Annotated in this window: 11 protein-coding genes and 1 pseudogene; 10 read left to right on the top strand and 2 right to left on the bottom strand. The window is 61.2% G+C overall.

The window, feature by feature from the left end; translation table 11 throughout:
• The first annotated feature begins 49 nt into the window (after window positions 1-49).
• From NKI72_RS22905 to NKI72_RS22885, 5 genes are all read left to right on the top strand, one after another.
• Window positions 50-1,945 (top strand): ABC transporter ATP-binding protein, encoded by a 1,896-nt coding sequence (locus NKI72_RS22905; RefSeq protein WP_352850958.1) that lies wholly within the window; start codon window positions 50-52, stop codon window positions 1,943-1,945.
• Window positions 1,942-3,840 carry an ABC transporter substrate-binding protein gene (locus tag NKI72_RS22900; protein ID WP_023675965.1) on the top strand — a complete coding sequence of 633 codons (1,899 nt, stop codon included), beginning with the start codon at window positions 1,942-1,944 and terminating at the stop codon, window positions 3,838-3,840. Before NKI72_RS22905 ends, NKI72_RS22900 begins: the two co-directional genes overlap by 4 nt.
• A gap of 2 nt (window positions 3,841-3,842) precedes the next feature.
• Window positions 3,843-4,841, top strand: a complete 999-nt coding sequence (locus NKI72_RS22895) for an ABC transporter permease (protein ID WP_023675966.1) — start codon at window positions 3,843-3,845, stop codon at window positions 4,839-4,841.
• Complete coding sequence (locus NKI72_RS22890) at window positions 4,838-6,019, top strand: ABC transporter permease (RefSeq protein WP_352470886.1); 1,182 nt, start codon at window positions 4,838-4,840, stop codon at window positions 6,017-6,019. The genes NKI72_RS22895 and NKI72_RS22890 overlap by 4 nt, the downstream gene beginning before the upstream one ends.
• A 204-nt stretch (window positions 6,020-6,223) precedes the next feature.
• Complete coding sequence (locus NKI72_RS22885) at window positions 6,224-6,703, top strand: class I SAM-dependent methyltransferase (RefSeq protein WP_352541938.1); 480 nt, start codon at window positions 6,224-6,226, stop codon at window positions 6,701-6,703.
• Window positions 6,704-6,740: 37 nt separating this feature from the next.
• Here NKI72_RS22885 and NKI72_RS22880 read toward each other — a convergent pair whose 3' ends face one another.
• The gene (locus NKI72_RS22880; RefSeq protein ID WP_352614639.1) at window positions 6,741-8,156 is read right to left on the bottom strand and encodes an adenylate/guanylate cyclase domain-containing protein; all 1,416 of its coding nucleotides are present in this window, start codon (window positions 8,154-8,156) and stop codon (window positions 6,741-6,743) included.
• Window positions 8,157-8,360: 204 nt separating this feature from the next.
• Here NKI72_RS22880 and NKI72_RS22875 point away from each other — a divergent pair, with 204 nt between their 5' ends.
• The 3 genes from NKI72_RS22875 (at window position 8,361) to NKI72_RS22865 (ending at window position 11,373) form a co-directional block, all read left to right on the top strand.
• Window positions 8,361-9,167 (top strand): hypothetical protein, encoded by an 807-nt coding sequence (locus NKI72_RS22875; protein WP_352834874.1) that lies wholly within the window; start codon window positions 8,361-8,363, stop codon window positions 9,165-9,167.
• Between the two features lie 91 nt (window positions 9,168-9,258).
• Window positions 9,259-9,783, top strand: a complete 525-nt coding sequence (locus NKI72_RS22870) for a GNAT family N-acetyltransferase (protein WP_352470882.1) — start codon at window positions 9,259-9,261, stop codon at window positions 9,781-9,783.
• 204 nt (window positions 9,784-9,987) lie between these two features.
• A complete protein-coding gene (locus NKI72_RS22865) occupies window positions 9,988-11,373 on the top strand; it encodes a hypothetical protein (RefSeq protein ID WP_352850957.1) in 1,386 nt (461 codons plus the stop codon).
• Between the two features lie 78 nt (window positions 11,374-11,451).
• On the opposite strand, the pseudogene NKI72_RS22860 reads toward NKI72_RS22865, so the two are convergent.
• A pseudogene (locus tag NKI72_RS22860) lies at window positions 11,452-11,662 on the bottom strand (adenylate/guanylate cyclase domain-containing protein); the annotation flags it as partial.
• 171 nt (window positions 11,663-11,833) lie between these two features.
• Here NKI72_RS22860 and NKI72_RS22855 point away from each other — a divergent pair.
• Window positions 11,834-15,133: an adenylate/guanylate cyclase domain-containing protein gene (locus NKI72_RS22855; protein WP_352834872.1), complete on the top strand. Its 3,300-nt coding sequence runs from the start codon at window positions 11,834-11,836 to the stop codon at window positions 15,131-15,133.
• Between the two features lie 19 nt (window positions 15,134-15,152).
• Window positions 15,153-15,833, top strand: a complete 681-nt coding sequence (locus NKI72_RS22850) for a peroxiredoxin-like family protein (RefSeq protein ID WP_352470916.1) — start codon at window positions 15,153-15,155, stop codon at window positions 15,831-15,833.
• Window positions 15,834-15,893 lie beyond the last annotated feature (60 nt).

Below are 15,893 nucleotides of genomic sequence, written 5' to 3'. Positions count from 1 at the left end.
TGCGTTAGTCTCGCCTTCTGGACGTGCCAGAGTGGGGGCTGGTGTGAGAATGAATTTGGGCGTTGATCTGCTGCGGATCGAGGATGTTGGCATCTCTTTTGCCATTATAGGGGGACCGTTGCATGCTGTCAGGCGTGCAAATCTTCGCGTCCTGCCCGGCAAGGTTACCGCGCTTGTGGGCGAGTCCGGTTCCGGAAAATCGGTTCTCAGCCAGGCAGTGATGGGCATTTTGCCGAACACAGCCCATGTTCGCGGCCGTATCCTGTTTTCCGATCCAAAAAAGCCCGGTACGACGCAGGATATCCTGCAGATGCCGCGTGACGGAACCGAAATCCGGGCGTTGAGAGGCAGCCGCATCGGCAAGATATTTCAGGAGCCGATGACATCGCTGTCGCCGCTGCATACGATCGGCAATCAGGTCAGCGAATCCCTGCAGATTCATACGCCCATGGCCCGGGTGGAGCGCAAGGCGCGGACCGAGGAAATGCTCGGCCTTGTCGGCTTTCCCAACCCCAAGCGCGCCTATGACATGTATCCCTTTGAACTTTCGGGAGGATTGCGTCAACGCGCCATGATCGCCATGGCGCTTATCTGCCGGCCCGCCCTGTTGATCGCCGACGAGCCGACGACGGCGTTGGACGTGACCATCCAGGCGCAAATCCTGCAATTGCTGCGCGAGCTTCAGACGAAGCTGAACATGGCGATGCTGCTGATCACGCACGACCTTGGCGTAGTCGCCAATGTCGCCGACGAGGTGGTGGTCATGTACCATGGCGAGATCATGGAAGCGGGACCCGTGGAGGCGATATTCCGCCGGCCGGGCCACCCTTACCTGAAGGGCCTGATGGCAGCCGTTCCGCATTTCGACCTGAAGCCCGGCGAAAGGCTAAAGGCGCTCCGCGAGGTGCCGGTGAATGTCGGGAACCTGCTCGGCAAGCAGACGGCGCCGGCATCGAAGGGGCCGAACGACCTCCTGCTATCGGTCAGCGATCTGACAAAGACCTTCACGATCCGCAAGTCCGGATGGTTCGGCGGAGATCATCAAACCTCTGTTCGCGCCGTGGACGGCGTGAGCTTTGATATCAGGCGGGGTGAGTGCCTGGGTCTTGTCGGCGAAAGCGGCTCCGGCAAAACCACCGTCAGCAAGATCCTCATGCGGGCTGTCACCCCTACCGGCGGCTCTGTGATCTTCAATGGCCGCGATGGTCCGATCGACGTCTTGGAAGCCGAGGGAGACGCCCTGCGCATGCTGCGCGCGAAAATCCAGATGGTATTCCAGGATCCGGTTTCGTCGCTTTCACCCCGCATGACGGTGGAGAACATTTTGAGCGAGCCGCTGGAAATCCATCGACGTGGCAATGCCGCGTCCCGACTCGCCACGGTCAAGAGCCTGATGCAGGCAATCGGGCTCGACCCGCGCTTCATAAAGCGTTATCCGCATAGTTTCTCCGGCGGGCAGCGTCAGCGTATCGGCATCGCGCGCGCGTTGGCGCTGGGGCCTGAACTCCTGATCTGCGACGAGCCGGTTTCGGCACTCGATGTCTCTGTCCAGGCGCAGATCCTGAACCTTCTGAAGGACCTGCAGAAAGAACTGGGCCTGACCTACCTGTTCATATCCCACAACCTCGCGGTGGTGGACTACATGGCAGACCGTATCGCGGTGATGTGCGGCGGGCGTATCGTCGAGCTCGCGCCGCGCGAAATTCTGCTTAGGAAACCGGTCCACCCCTACACGCGCTCATTGGTCGCCGCAGTACCTTTCCCCGATCTCGACAGGCCGATGGATTTCAAGACGCTGAAACTCAGCGGCGCTTCCGACACCAGCGCATGGGGACCGCAATTCCGCGACGAGGGCGACGAGGATATGCTGTCGCCGCTCGATCTTGGCGGCGGCCACCTCGTGCTGGCCCGACATTCGGCCGATTTCAGCGAGCTACGCCATTGATCAGCCGGCGCACCGTCCTTGGACTCATGGCTTCGGCATTTCTGCCGGGCACGTTGCGCGCCGGCGATCTGGAGCCGGAATTTCTTGAGCCGCAGCTGAAGGCCAGAGCGCTGCCGGCACTCGCCGAACGCCTGCCAAAGCGCCCGCGCGCGTTGAATCTCGCTGCGATGGGCCGGCAGCCCGGCCAATATGGCGGCACGCTGCGCACGATCATCGGCAGCCAGAAAGATATCCGGATGATGACGATCTACGGGTACGCTCGCCTGGTCGGCTATGACGAAAAGCTTAACCTGCAAGCCGACATTCTCGAAAGCTTCGATGTAGCGGATGATCGTGTCTTCACTTTCAAGATACGAGAAGGACATAAATGGTCTGACGGTAGCCTGCTGACGTCGGAGGATTTTCGCTATTGCTGGGAAGATGTCTGGCTGAACGATGAGCTTTCGCAAGGCGGGCTCGCCCCGGCCCTGCTGGCGGACGGCAAGCCGCCACGCTTCGAGATCGTCGATCCGTTGACAGTCCGCTATAGTTGGGATGCGCCCAATCCCGACTTCCTGCCCAAGCTCGCCGCTGCTTCGCCCCTATCGCTTGTTCTGCCGGCCGCCTATCTCAAGCAGTTCCACAAGAAATACCAAGATCCATTCCGGCTCGCCGGCCTAATGAAGGAGAACCGGGCCCAGAAATGGACGCTCTTGCATATCCGCATGTCGCGGCAGTATCGCCCGGAGAACCCGGAACTGCCGACGCTCGATCCCTGGCAGAACCGGACCAAGCCGCCGGCTGAGCAGTTCGTCTTCGAGCGGAACCCGTTCTTTCATCGAATAGACGAGAATGGCCGGCAACTGCCTTATGTCGACCGGATTGTCATGAATGTCAGCTCGTCGGCGATCATTTCCGCCAAGACCGGTGCGGGCGAGAGCGACCTGCAAGGCATGGGAATTGACTTCACCGATTACTCCTTCCTGAAGGATGCGGAGAAGCGCTACCCGGTGAAGATGCATCTCTGGAAACGCACACAAGGTTCGCGGCTGGCGCTGCTGCCCAATCTGAATTGTGCCGACCAGGTGTGGCGTGGCCTTTTTCGTGACGTGCGCGTGCGCCGCGCACTTTCGCTCGCTGTGGACAGGCGCGAGATCAATTTGGCTGTGTTCTACGGATTGGCGCAGGAAAGTGCCGATACGGTCCTGCCGGAGAGCCCGCTCTACCGGCCGGAATTCGCGAAAGCCTGGGTCGCCCATGATCCCGACCAGGCCAATGCCCTGCTCGACGAGGTCGGGCTTCAGGCGCGTGACGATGACGGCCTGCGGATACTCCCCGACGGACGCCCGGCGCAGCTCGTAGTGGAAACGGCCGGCGAAAGCACGCTGGAAACGGACGCGCTCGAGCTCATCACCGATCACTGGCGCAAGATCGGCATCGCCCTGTTCATCCGGACTTCGCAGCGCGACATCTTCCGCAGCCGCGCGCTTGGTGGCCAGATCATGATGTCGATGTGGTCGGGCATCGACAATGGCGTGCCGACCGCCGACATGAACCCCTACCAACTCGCCCCCACCGTCGATGACCAGCTGCAATGGCCGCTCTGGGGTGCTCACTACTTGTCCCGTGGCAAGGTCGGCGAAGCGCCCGATCTTCCGCCCGTGGTCGAGTTGATGGCTTTACTCAAGCGCTGGAACGCATCGACCGAAGCCACGGAGCGCGCCGAGATCTGGAATTCAATGCTGTCGATCTATACCGATCAGGTGTTTTCGATCGGCACGGTAAACGGAACGCATCAGCCGATTCTGGCATCCTCGCGGCTGCGCAATCTGCCTGACAAGGCGCTCTACGGCTACGACCCGACCGCCTATTTCGGTGTCTATATGCCGGATACATTCTGGCTTGGAGAGTCCTGAGCGTGCTTCGATATTTTGTCTGGCGTATCGCCGTGATGGTTCCAACGCTGCTGGTCATATCGGCACTGGTGTTCACGATCATCGAACTTCCCCCAGGCGACTATTTCGACAGCTATGTTGCCGAGCTTCGGGCTCAGGGCGAAGCGGTGGATTCCGATCGCATCGAGATGATGCGCAAGGAATATGGTTTCGACAAGCCACCGGTCATTCGCTACTTCTACTGGGTCGGCGGGATGCTGCACGGCGATTTCGGCTATTCCTTCGAATATGAGCTGCCGGTTCGCGACGTCGTCGGGGACCGAATGTGGCTGACGGTGCTGGTTTCCTTCGTCACGATCATCTTTACCTGGCTCATCGCCTTTCCGATCGGCATGTACTCCGCCACGCATCAATACAGCTGGGGCGACTACGGCCTGACTTTCTTCGGCCTTCTCGGCCTTGCGATTCCGAACTTCATGCTGGCGCTGATCCTGATGTATTTCGCCAACATCTGGTTCGGAACGTCTATCGGCCATCTCATGGACCAGCAATATCTCGGCGAGCCGATGAGCTGGGCCAAGGCGAAATCGATCCTCGCCCATCTCTGGATTCCGGTCTTGATCATCGGCACCGGGGGCACGGCAAGCATGATCCGGCGGCTGCGCGCCAATCTGCTCGATGAGCTACATAAGCAATATGTCGTGACCGCGCACGCCAAAGGCCTTCATCCCTTCAGGGCGCTGGTCAAATATCCGCTGCGCATGGCGCTCAATTTCTTCATTTCGGATATCGGCTCTATCCTGCCGGCCATCATCTCCGGTGCCGAAATCACGGCGATCGTGCTGTCTTTGGAAACGACCGGGCCGATGCTGATCAAGGCGCTGCAAAGCCAGGACATGTATCTCGCAGGGTCGTTCCTGATGTTCCTCGCCTTCCTGACGGTCATCGGCGTCCTGATTTCCGACCTGGCGCTGGCGCTACTTGATCCGCGAATTCGTTTGCAAGGCGGCAGCACCAAATGAACACGCAATCGCCGCTGCCCGCTCCGGGTGCCCCACTGCAACACTACGTTTCCATCGAGCCCTTTGACCTGCAGTCGGTCGAGGCGATGACGCCGGAGCAGGAGAAGGTCTTTCAGGCGTCGCAGTTGCGGCTGATGTGGTGGAAATTCCGTCGGCACCGGCTTGCCCTTGTATCCGGCATATTCCTGGCAGCGCTTTATTTCGGGATACTGATCTGCGAGTTCCTGGCGCCCTACGATCTGCACACGCGCAACATGGACTACATCTATTCGCCGCCGCAGCGGGTGCACCTGTTCCACAACGGCGAGTTCGTCGGGCCGTTCGTCTATGGCCGCCAGATGACGCTGGATATGGACACGCTCAAGCGGAACTACATCGAGAACCAGGATGATGTTCAGCGGATCCGTTTCTTCTGCAAGGGCGATAAGTACCGGTTCTGGGGCCTGATCGAAGGTGACAGGCATTTTGTCTGCCCCGCCGAAAACGGCCAGCTCTTTCTGGCCGGCACTGACAGGCTGGGGCGCGATGTGCTCTCGCGCATCATCTATGGCGCCCGCATTTCACTGACAATCGGCCTCGTCGGCATCAGTTTCAGCTTCCTGCTCGGCATTGTCATCGGCGGACTGGCCGGCTATCACGGCGGTATCTTCGACCTGATCGTCCAACGGATAATCGAAGTTCTGCAATCGATCCCCAGCATTCCGCTATGGCTGGCTCTGGCGGCGATCATGCCGATAACCTGGAGTCCGATCCTGATCTATTTCGGCATCACCGTCATCCTCGGGCTGCTCGACTGGACCGGACTGGCGCGGGCCGTGCGTTCAAAGCTTCTAGCTTTGCGCGAGGAGGATTACGTTCTGGCCGCGCAATTGATGGGCGCCAGAAGCAGCCGCATTATCGGGCGGCATCTCATTCCCGGCTTCATGTCGCATCTGATCGCGACGGCGACGATCTCCATACCCGGCATGATCCTGGGCGAGACGGCGCTGAGCTTCCTCGGGCTCGGCCTGAGGGCACCGATAACCAGCTGGGGCATCCTGCTCACCGAGGCGCGCAGCGTCAGCGTGATCGCGTTCTATCCATGGCTGCTTTTGCCGATGCTCCCCGTCGTTCTCGTCATCTTGGCGTTCAACTTCCTGGGCGACGGGTTGCGGGACGCCGCGGACCCCTACAAATGACATCGCTGTTCCGCCGCGCGCTGCGCCGCCGATTCCGGTATGATCCTTGTCGGCAGCCTGTTCGCTTGTTGCAGTGTTCATCGTTCGCCTCTACACGCGGCAAGACTCGATCGGGGTTTAGCTCGTCGGCCTGGGTTTCAGCCGCGAAACGCTCTGGTCGGGGGCAGTTGATTTCGTGAACTGGTTCTGGACATACAATCGCACATGAGTCGCCTTGACAGTTTCATCCGGAGGATGACCGCACAGCGCGACATACTCGATCATGTCTGCGCCGAGGTTGCGAAGATGGAGGGCCCCGTGCTCGAGCTCGGCCTCGGCAATGGCCGGACGTTCCACCATCTGCGCGAGCGCCTGCCCGGACGCCGGATCGTAGCGTTCGATCGCGCACTTGCCGCACACGCCAGCTCAATTCCCGAAGCTGAAAACCTCGTGCTCGGCGAAATACGCGAGACGGCGAGCAGGTTCATTGGCATCGACGCCGCTCTTGTTCATGCCGACATCGGCACCGGCTATGAAGATCGCGATGCAGTGACCTCTACCTGGCTTCCCGATCTGACCGCGCGCCTGCTTCGCGTCGGCGGCATCGCGGTCAGCGGCACGCCGCTCGATCACCCGCAGTTGCAACGCCTCTCGCCGCCACCTTCGATTGCCGCCGATCGTTATTTTATCTGTAGGCGCGTGTGAGGGGCCGGGACGAGCCAACTCTTCAGGGGCCAAGCCTTCAGGGGATCGTGTATACTGCTATCTCCCGGTCAATGCCTCGCAGCGAGACCTCGTGGGGCACGGGCGTCAGCGCGTTCCTATGTAAGAGATCGGCGGTGAGATTGTCGTCGACCACCGCTCGAGTGGCGAAGATCGCCTGTGCGTTGGCAAGGTTCTGCACCCGCGAAGCAATGTTGACCGTCTGGCCGAAATAGTCCTGTCGCTCATTCATCGACACGGCGATGCAGGGGCCGGCATGGACTCCGATCTTGAGCAGCAGATCCTCGCGGCCGCTCTTGTCGTTGAGCGTACGCATGGCATCGCGCATCCTGAGGGCTGCAGCAATCGCACGATCAGGCGTCGCGAAGGTCGCCATCACCGCATCACCGATCGTCTTCACCACCGCGCCTGCCTCCGCCGTGACGATCTCGTGCAGAACCTGGAAATGCTCGCGCACGAGATCGAAGGCTGAAAGGTCGCCCACCCGCTCGTAAAGCTCGGTCGATCCGCGCAGGTCGGTGAACAGGAACGTCAGGCTGGTGATCTTCAGGCGCTGGTTGATGTCGAGTGTATCCGTGCGATAGAGATCGCGGAACGTCTGGTTGGTGAGCAGGCGCTTGGCGGTCAGGAAGGGCCGGCGTTTGCCCAGGAAATCATGCAATGTCTGGCCGGCGATGAAGACTGTCGGCAGCACGCGGGTGTCGGTCCGGTTTTCCAGCGAAATGCGCAACGGGCCGGGTTGCATCTCCAGCGTCTGGTTCTGGACATGGTCGCGGTCGAAGGCCAAAGAGAGGCTCCGGCGCTCCTTTGTTGGTTCGCCCTTCCCGTCGATGAACTGCGCTGAATGGGTGACCGGCTCGAAGACGATGATGAATTCAGACGGAAGCTGTATGGTCAGAACCGCCTTTTCACCGGGCGCAAGCTCGATATCCTCCAGCGAGAACGCTTCCAGCTTTTTCACGAAATCCTCTTCCGGCAGATCGACGCCGGACGCCCAGTAGATCTGGCGGAAATATTCCGCCACCGGCAGTTCGTGTGGATTGTGTGCGGCAATCCTGCGCACGCGGGGACTGACGGTGAATGTCACCTCGACCATCTCGTCGAGAGTCGGTGAATAGCCCTCGGAGCACAGCGCGCAGGTGTATTCGTCCTTTTGCAGGGTTTTCAGCGTGGCGTTGGTGTCGAGCACACCGCCGCAGCCGGGGCACAGAACATTCCAGGAAATGTCGAAGATGCCCACCCGCGCCGCATGGAGAAAGGCGCCTATTGCGCGCTCCTCGTCGAGGTCATGCTTGCTGGCGAAGGCTGGCGCATTGATGCGGCAAAGTTCGCGGTCCTCGCCCTCCGCGATGGTTCGCTTCATCGCGTCAATCGCCTGCGGATCGACATCGGCCGATTGTCGCAGAAGTGAGAATAGATCCTGAGCTTCGTTCATCGTGCAGGCTCCGGAAAATGCACCTCGAGGCGTTTTGACCGGACCGATCTTTGGTCCGAGTGTTCCATCTTACTTCGAAACGGACCGTACGGCCATTCGAATGGATAAGCCTGGTGACCGTTCAATTTCCATTCGGCGGATTTTAACCGGCCGCAAGCAGCACTATGATGGTCCATGGAGCATTCATCTTTGGGATTTTCTTCCATGCCGACATCAGACAATCCGCCATTTCCCGCGGTCCTGCGCCTTTTTTCTGCGGGGGTCATCGTCGTCCTGATCGTAGGCGCCGGCCTGTTTTTCATGCCTGCGCTGGTGAAACCGGGCTGGCCTTGGGCCGTCACGCCGTTCAATGCGCGCTTCCTCGGTGGCTTCTACACCGCCGAAATGGTCGTGATGGCGGCACTGCTGGTCTGGAATCGCTGGTCGCCCGGCAGGCTCGTGCTCGTCATGGCCTTCATCTTCACCGTCATCGTGTCGGTGGCTTCGTTCATCAATCTCGGCTATTTCAACTTCGAGCGCAAAGCGCCTTGGCTGTGGTTTTTGGTCTATCTTGCTTCGGCCGCGCTATCCGGGCTGTTCCTGTGGCGGGCCAGGGCCCGTCCTTCCGCAAAAGGCGTGACCTTAAATCCCGCATGGCGCGGCTACATGCCGGCGGAATCCGCGATCCTTGGGCTCTATGGCGTCGGCCTGTTGCTGTTTCCCCTGACATTCAGTGGCATCTGGCCATGGCCGATCGATGCCTTCCACGCTCAGGTCTACAGCGCCATCTTCCTCGCCGGTGCGGGCGGTATATATCTCGTCTGGAGAAGCGCGCCGCGCGAGGAACTGCTGGTGATCGGGTTGGCGCAGTTTCTGGTTGGCCTGCTTGCCATCCTCGGCGTCGTCATCACCGACGCTGCGGTGCACCGGATCGACTGGACGGCGACCGGGACATTGTGCTGGCTCGCCCTTTTCGGCTGGATAGGCATCAGCGGCGTGTTCAAACTCTACGCTGCCTCCCGGTATTTTTAGCCCGCAATCGGTATCATAGGTCAGAGACGGCTGGATTTTCAGGTGGCGTCCGGTGCATCGTACCGGGCCGATTGCCTTCGCCGGGAACGCCATGACCAGCACGACCTCGCCACCCGCCGAGAAAATCCAGCCGCTGCTGCGGTCCGTCCGGTCAAGCGATGCGGAGGCGCTTTGCGCTATCTTCAACATGCCGGGCTTCCGCTGGGGCACGCTCAGGATGCCTTTCGAGATGGTGGAGCAGGTGGCGCGGCGCATTGCCAAGTCCGGCCCGGAAACCACCTGGATCGTTGCCGAGCTGGACGGCAAGGTCGTCGGCCATGGCAGCCTGGTCGTGCAAGGTTCACCGCGCCGTTCGCACATCGGCGAGATCAATATCGGCCTTGACGATGCCTTTGTCGGCAAAGGTATCGGCTCTGCCATACTTGGCGCGCTGCTTGACGTGGCCGACAACTGGCGCGCCCTGAAGCGAGTCGAATTGACCGTCTATGCCGACAACGAAGCGGCCCTCCGTCTCTATAAGAGCCACGGCTTTGAGATCGAAGGCCGGCATGTGAAGGCCGGCTTTACCGACGGGCAGTACCACGACCTCCTGAGCATGGCCCGGCTGCGGTTCTAAGATCCGCTGTTTGCCTTAGCTGTTTGGCCAATCTGACAATTCGTGCCGAGGCAGCGAACAGGGGATTGCTCAAGGAGAACTGCGTAGGATACGGTCATTTCGTCTCACACCACCTTGATCGAATTGACGATCTATGTGGGCCGGCCGCATCCAGCAAGTCTGGTCTCGCTTGGCGTTTACACCGCAAGCGGCTAGACGGGACCAATGACCGCCGTCTTTGATCCAACCCCTACCCCTCCGCGGGAAATTCTGGCTGTGCTGTCGCTGCTCTGCCCGGAGGTCGTGCGCGACATCGAGCAGAACTGGAATGCACCGGTTTCCGATTACGCCCGCCATCTGTGGCGGCCGGTGGCAAGGCCTGCATCGGGCCCGGCGATCGCTGCCCGCTCGATCCTGCGCGAAGTCCTGCATCAGCGCCTCGGTAGGATCATGCAGCCTGAGGAGATCGGCAAAGCCCTCGACGAGTTCGAGCACAGACCGGTGATTCAGTCCGGCCTGCACTGCTTGCTTCTGATGGACCGGATCACCTTCGATGCCCTTCTGCTTGCCTGGCTCGGCGCGGTCGAAAACGGGCTGTCGGCCTTCGTCGGCTTCATGGGAACGACGATGACCATGGAGACAGTTGGCCGGGAGGGGCCGGGATGGCTCGATGTCGGCGACGACAAGGTCAACCTGTTTGGCATGGGGCGCCACAAACTGTGCCGCAAAAGCGCCTGCGTGGCCGGTCCCGTCTCCATCGACAAGCGCGCGCTCGAAGCGGTGGGCGATGAAACGGATGCCAGCCGCTGGCTGGGCACACTGCTTGCCAGCCGGGACAAGGTGTTTGAAACCGCCGCCGATGCGCTGACTGAACTGAATGAGGATCTGGTCGCCAATTGGGATCGTGCCGGCATGGCCCTGCCGGTTTTCGTCGATGATCGAGTCGCCGCGGCTGCCATGGCGCGGCATCTAGAATATGACGGCAGCCTTCTTTCCAGGCTGCTGATTGAACCCGCAAGACGCCAGCGTCTCGAACATGCCTGGCAAGAGGCCGCATCGAGCCCATTTGGCAGATTCCTGCCCAATGCCACGGACTATTTCTGGGGCATCCGCGAGGAGCGCGTGCGCAAGCTCGTTCTCGAGAACGGGCACCTGATCGAGCCCGACAGGCCGCAAGGTCTTTCCATCCCGTTCGAGCGGCCGTATCTCAGGCAGGCGCTGCTGGACGGCGTGCTGCTGCCGAACTTGTTCCTGACGTTCCTCGTCCTTGCCATATTGCCGCGCGTGCGGGTCGTGGGCGGCCTGAGACAGATTGGCTATGTAGCGCTTTTCCACTCGATCCTCCTGGCCGTGCTGGACGAAAACGTGCCGGAAGAGCGCGATCTGGCCGCGGAACTGCAGGTTCGGGAAAATGCCTGGGGCATGCGGGTCATCGATGAAAAGATCTCAGTCCGCGAGCAGCTTGCCGTCCTGCCGGAAGGAGCGCTCTTCCCGGACCTGCTCCGGCAATACCGATTGCGGACATTTGCCGAGACGACCGACGACCTGAAACTGGTTCGCGAAAACGCCAGATGGCGCAAGATCGGCCAGGCAGAGATCAAGCCGACCTGAGCCTAATTCGCAACCGCAAGCGACGGCGATCCATCGGGGAGCCTCTGGCGTCTGACCCCGCCGCACAGGCCTCACCTGTCATTGCACCACACCGCCCTTGCGGAGCCCATCCACCACGTGTTCGAAATCGACCGGTTCTTGTGGCAGACCAAGACTTTGTAGCGGTATCCAGCGAATAGTCGCGATTGACGCGAAGCACCTCCTGCCATGGCGCGCGGGCCTCGGCGAAGCGGCCCAGATGACCGTAGCTGGCGGCCAGAAACGCGCGCGAGACGTCGGTGACAGCGTTTGCGAGCCAGCCGTTGCATCAGAGGTCATGGGTAGCGGTCTGCCACCGGACCCACACGGATCGCCCGCTGCCGCTTGCCCGCCGACGGCTATCGGTGCATCCTTGTGAATAGCCTGGCCGTGAAGTGCGAGCGAGATCACGCCGTCACGGCCACTAGTGAGGTCTTGTTCGATGGACTGCTCGGGCTGCGGTTTCGAGATTGAGGGCGGTTACGCCTTCTGTCCGAGGTGTGGCAGGCGCCAGCCCGTGCCATGCGCCAGTTGCGGCTACACCTGCGCACCTGATTTCGAGTTCTGTCCGAAATGCGGGGCAAGCGTCGGTGCGCCCGCAAAAGCCGTCGAACGGCCTGCTCCGGCACCAAGCCGGACCATTGTGTCGCCTTCTCGAACTCCGTCGCTGCTTCCGAACATCGAAAGCGAAGAAGGGCTGCATCCCGTCTCTGACGCCGATCGCCGGACGGTAACGGTCCTGTTCGCCGACCTTTGCGGCTTTACGACACTCAGCGAGCAGCTCGACCCCGAGGTCATGCAAGCGCTGCAGAACAAACTGTTCAAGGAATTGACGGCGGCCGTGCGAAACTTTGGTGGGTTCGTCGACAAATTCATCGGCGATGCGCTGCTCGCTTTGTTCGGTGCGCCGGTCGCGCATGAGGACGATCCGGAACGCGCGCTTCGTGCCGCTCTCGACATGATCGCCCGGACGGCGCGGCTCGGCGAAAGCACCCCCCACTCCGGCTCGCCTCTGTTACTCCACATCGGCATAAACACTGGTCCGGTCGTTACTGGCGGATTGGGCGTCGGCACCGCCAGATCCTATTCCGTGACCGGCGACACAGTGAATACGGCGCAACGCCTGCAATCGCTGGCCGCACCGGGTGAGGTGCTGGTAGGCGAGCTCACTCACAGGCTGACCCGGCATGCCTTCTCTTATGAGTCGCTGGGTGATGTCGTGTTTCGCGGCAAGGCTGGCAGCGTGCTCGTTCATCGACTGGACGCACCGCTAGCGGTGCCGCGTGCAGCGCGCGGGCTCGAGGCGCTCGGCCTCAGTGCGCCGCTAATAGGTCGTGGTGCGGAGCTCAATAGAATGATGGCGAGCCTTGACCAGGCGTGCGGCGGCTCGGCCCAACTTGTCCGCCTCGTCGGAGAAGCCGGCATCGGGAAATCGCGGCTGGTGAGTGAGTTCGTCGCCCGCGTCGGCGACGACGAGCGTTTTCGCAACGTCGCCGTGCGGCAGGCCACGTGCTCACCGCTGGGTGAACAATCTTTTGGCGCCTTGGGCGCAGTGGTGCGCAGCGCTGCCGGGATGATGCAAAACGACAATGGGGACGAAATGCGGGGGAAGCTCGCAGGCTTGCTTGCCGATCTCGGCCTGCAGGGCGAGGAGGCGAAGCGGCTGATGCCTTTGCTCTACCATGTGCTTGGCCTTGGCGACCCCGATGCCACCTTGCAGCATGTCGAGCCCGAGCAGCTGCGGCGGCAAATTCTCTACGCAGTCCGCACAATCATCGAACGGCGGCTTGCGTTGTCGCCGCTATTGATTGTCGTCGAAGACCTGCACTGGGCCGACGCCGTGTCGCTCGAGGCACTACGTTTCGTGATGGACAGGTTGGAACGCACGCGGTTGATGTTGCTGGTCACGCATCGTCCGGCGCCGGACAACGACCAGCTCGACTCAAGTCGGGTCAGTCACACAGCGCTCAGGCTTCCGCCACTCAACAATGATGACGGACGCAGCCTGCTGGCAGCGCTTTTCGGCGAGAGCTGGGTAAGCTCCGCGGGAGGGCTTCTCGACCAGATCCTCGAGCGCGCGGGCGGCAACCCCCTTTTTGTAGAGGAAATCGTTCGCGGCCTTATCGATCGCGGTGTACTGGTGCGAGAGGGCCAGCGATGGCGGACTGTGGCAGGCGAAGTCGCAACCGGCATCCCCGCCACTATCCAGGCAATGTTGCTTGCTCGCGTCGACCGGCTGCCCCAAGAGGTGCGCCGGTTGGCCCAGGAGGCCGCGGTAATCGGCCCGCGCTTCGATGCCACACTTCTGAAAACCGTGACAGCCGACCCCGGCCGGCTCGAAGCCGGCTGCGAACTGCTTTGCGATGCGGAAATCATCGAGGAAGTTGCCGGATCAGGCTCGGTCTCGTCTCAAAGCTACCGCTTTACGCAAACATTGCTGCAGGACGTGATCTACCAGAATCTGCTCCTGCAACGCCGGACCGAAATCCACGGGCGGATCGGTGCTGCCTTGGAGCAACTGTGCGGCGACGAGCCGGAACGGCTCGAGGATTTGACCGTGCTCGGTCATCATTTTGCACAGAGCGCCGAGCGGGAGAAGGGCGCGCATTACCTGCAGGCGGCAGGCGATCGCGCTCGCATGATATATGCCAACGACGACGCCCTTCGTTTCTACGAGCGAGCACTGACTGCGTTGGGCGCGATCGGGCAAACACCGCTCAAACTGGCAATTGCAGAGCGCATTGCCGATTTGAGCGGCCCGGCAGGCCGCCGCGAGATCGCGCACCACCACTATGAGACGGTGTTGCAGGCATACCGCGAGTCAGCCAATCGCGTCGCCTCGGCGCGAGTTTTGCGTAAGATCGGTCGGCTACTCTGGGATGTCGGCAAGCGGGACAAGGCAGAACCCCGCTATGCTGAGGCGGCAGCGCTCCTCGATGGAGCGGATGCCCCGATCGAGCAGGCGCATCTGTGGCAAGAACGTGGCCGACAGGCGTTCCGTAGCGGAGATCACGCTCTCGCGGCAAAATGGGCAGACGCGGCGCTGGATTGCGTAGGCACACTGACAACGGAGCATGTCTCCGAGACAAGGTGTGATGCCACTCTTGTGACCGCCGAGGCACTCAATACCAAGGCTGTCGCGCTGGCTCGCCTTGGGCGAAACCGTGAGGCCGTGCGTCAGGTTGAGCGTAGCATTGAATTGGCCGAAGCCGCCGGTCTGCTGGGCGCGGCCTGCCGCGGCTACACCAATCTCGGCGTGCTTTACACGACCATCGATCCCGCAAAGGCGATGGAGGTCTGTCGGCGCGGTCTTGAAGTGGCGCGCCGTATTGGTGATTTGGGTTTCCAGGCGCGCCTCCTCGCCAATCTGGCGGTCGCTTGTTGTACTTTCACGGATCGCTGTCCAACGGAGGGCGTACCCGCTGCCGAGAAGGCCATCGAGATCGACCGGGCGCTCGACCAGCGCGAGCACCTGCCGGTGCCTTTGATCGTGCTTGGGCAAATCCACCAGTGCAACGGCCGTCCGGACCTGGCGGTTGGGTTGTTCCACGAAGCACTGGACGTAGCTCGCGAAACGGGCGAACCCCAACTGCTGTTTCCGTGTTATGATGGTCTCGCAACGCTTAATCTCGATCTCGACAATCTGGCCGAGGCCGAACGCTACTTTTCCCTGGCGCAGGGTATATGCGCCCAGCACGGGCTCGACCCGGAAGCGCTTGTGGTGCTGCCTTTTCTCGACTAGCCGGGGTTGGAGGTTGGAAATGTCCGCGCGTAGTGACTTGGTGCCGCTTCAACCGGGCGACCGTGCGCCAAACGTGGTACTCGACGCCATTACCCAGGAAGGCAAGATCGCGCTTGACGATTTTCGCGGCCAAAAACCGGTGCTGGTCGGCCTGTTTCGAGGTCTGCATTGCGCGTTTTGCCGGCGCCATATCGCCGCCCAGGCGCGGCTTGATCCGGAGCTGCGCGAAAGGGGCGTGGAGAGCCTGACGGTGGTCAACACGCCGATCGAACGGGCGCGTCTCTATTTCCGCTACCATCCGATGCCGAATCTGCTTGCGGCCTCCGATCCTGAACGCGCTTCACATCGTGCTTTTGGACTGCCCAATCTCGAATTCACCCAAAACGAGACGAACTGGCCGTACAAGGTCTCGATGGCAGCGGCAAAGGATATGCGGGTCGACATACCAGGCGAGTTGCCCGGTCCTATGGATCCTCTTGCGGCCAGTGAAATGCTCAACAAGAGGGACCATTACGAGCTGACCGAAGCCGACGAGCAGATGCTAGCAACGGGACACGGACAATTGGTCGGTCAGTTCCTGCTGGACCGGCAGGGGATCGTCCGCTGGAGCTTCACGGAGGTTCCAGAGGGTGGGCGATACATGTTTGGGGCGCCAAGCCCGCAGGAGCTGATGTCAGCCGTATCGCAAGTCGCCCAATAGACTTGCGAACGAGGTAAGCGGGCGGGACACGGAATAAAAAGCGGAACCAATTTGTTACGA

It is taken from the genome of Mesorhizobium sp. M0437 (assembly GCF_040321335.1).
Lineage (GTDB): Bacteria > Pseudomonadota > Alphaproteobacteria > Rhizobiales > Rhizobiaceae > Mesorhizobium.
The sequence above is the reverse complement of the archived record's forward strand: the minus strand, read 5'-3'. Positions and strand labels throughout refer to the sequence as shown.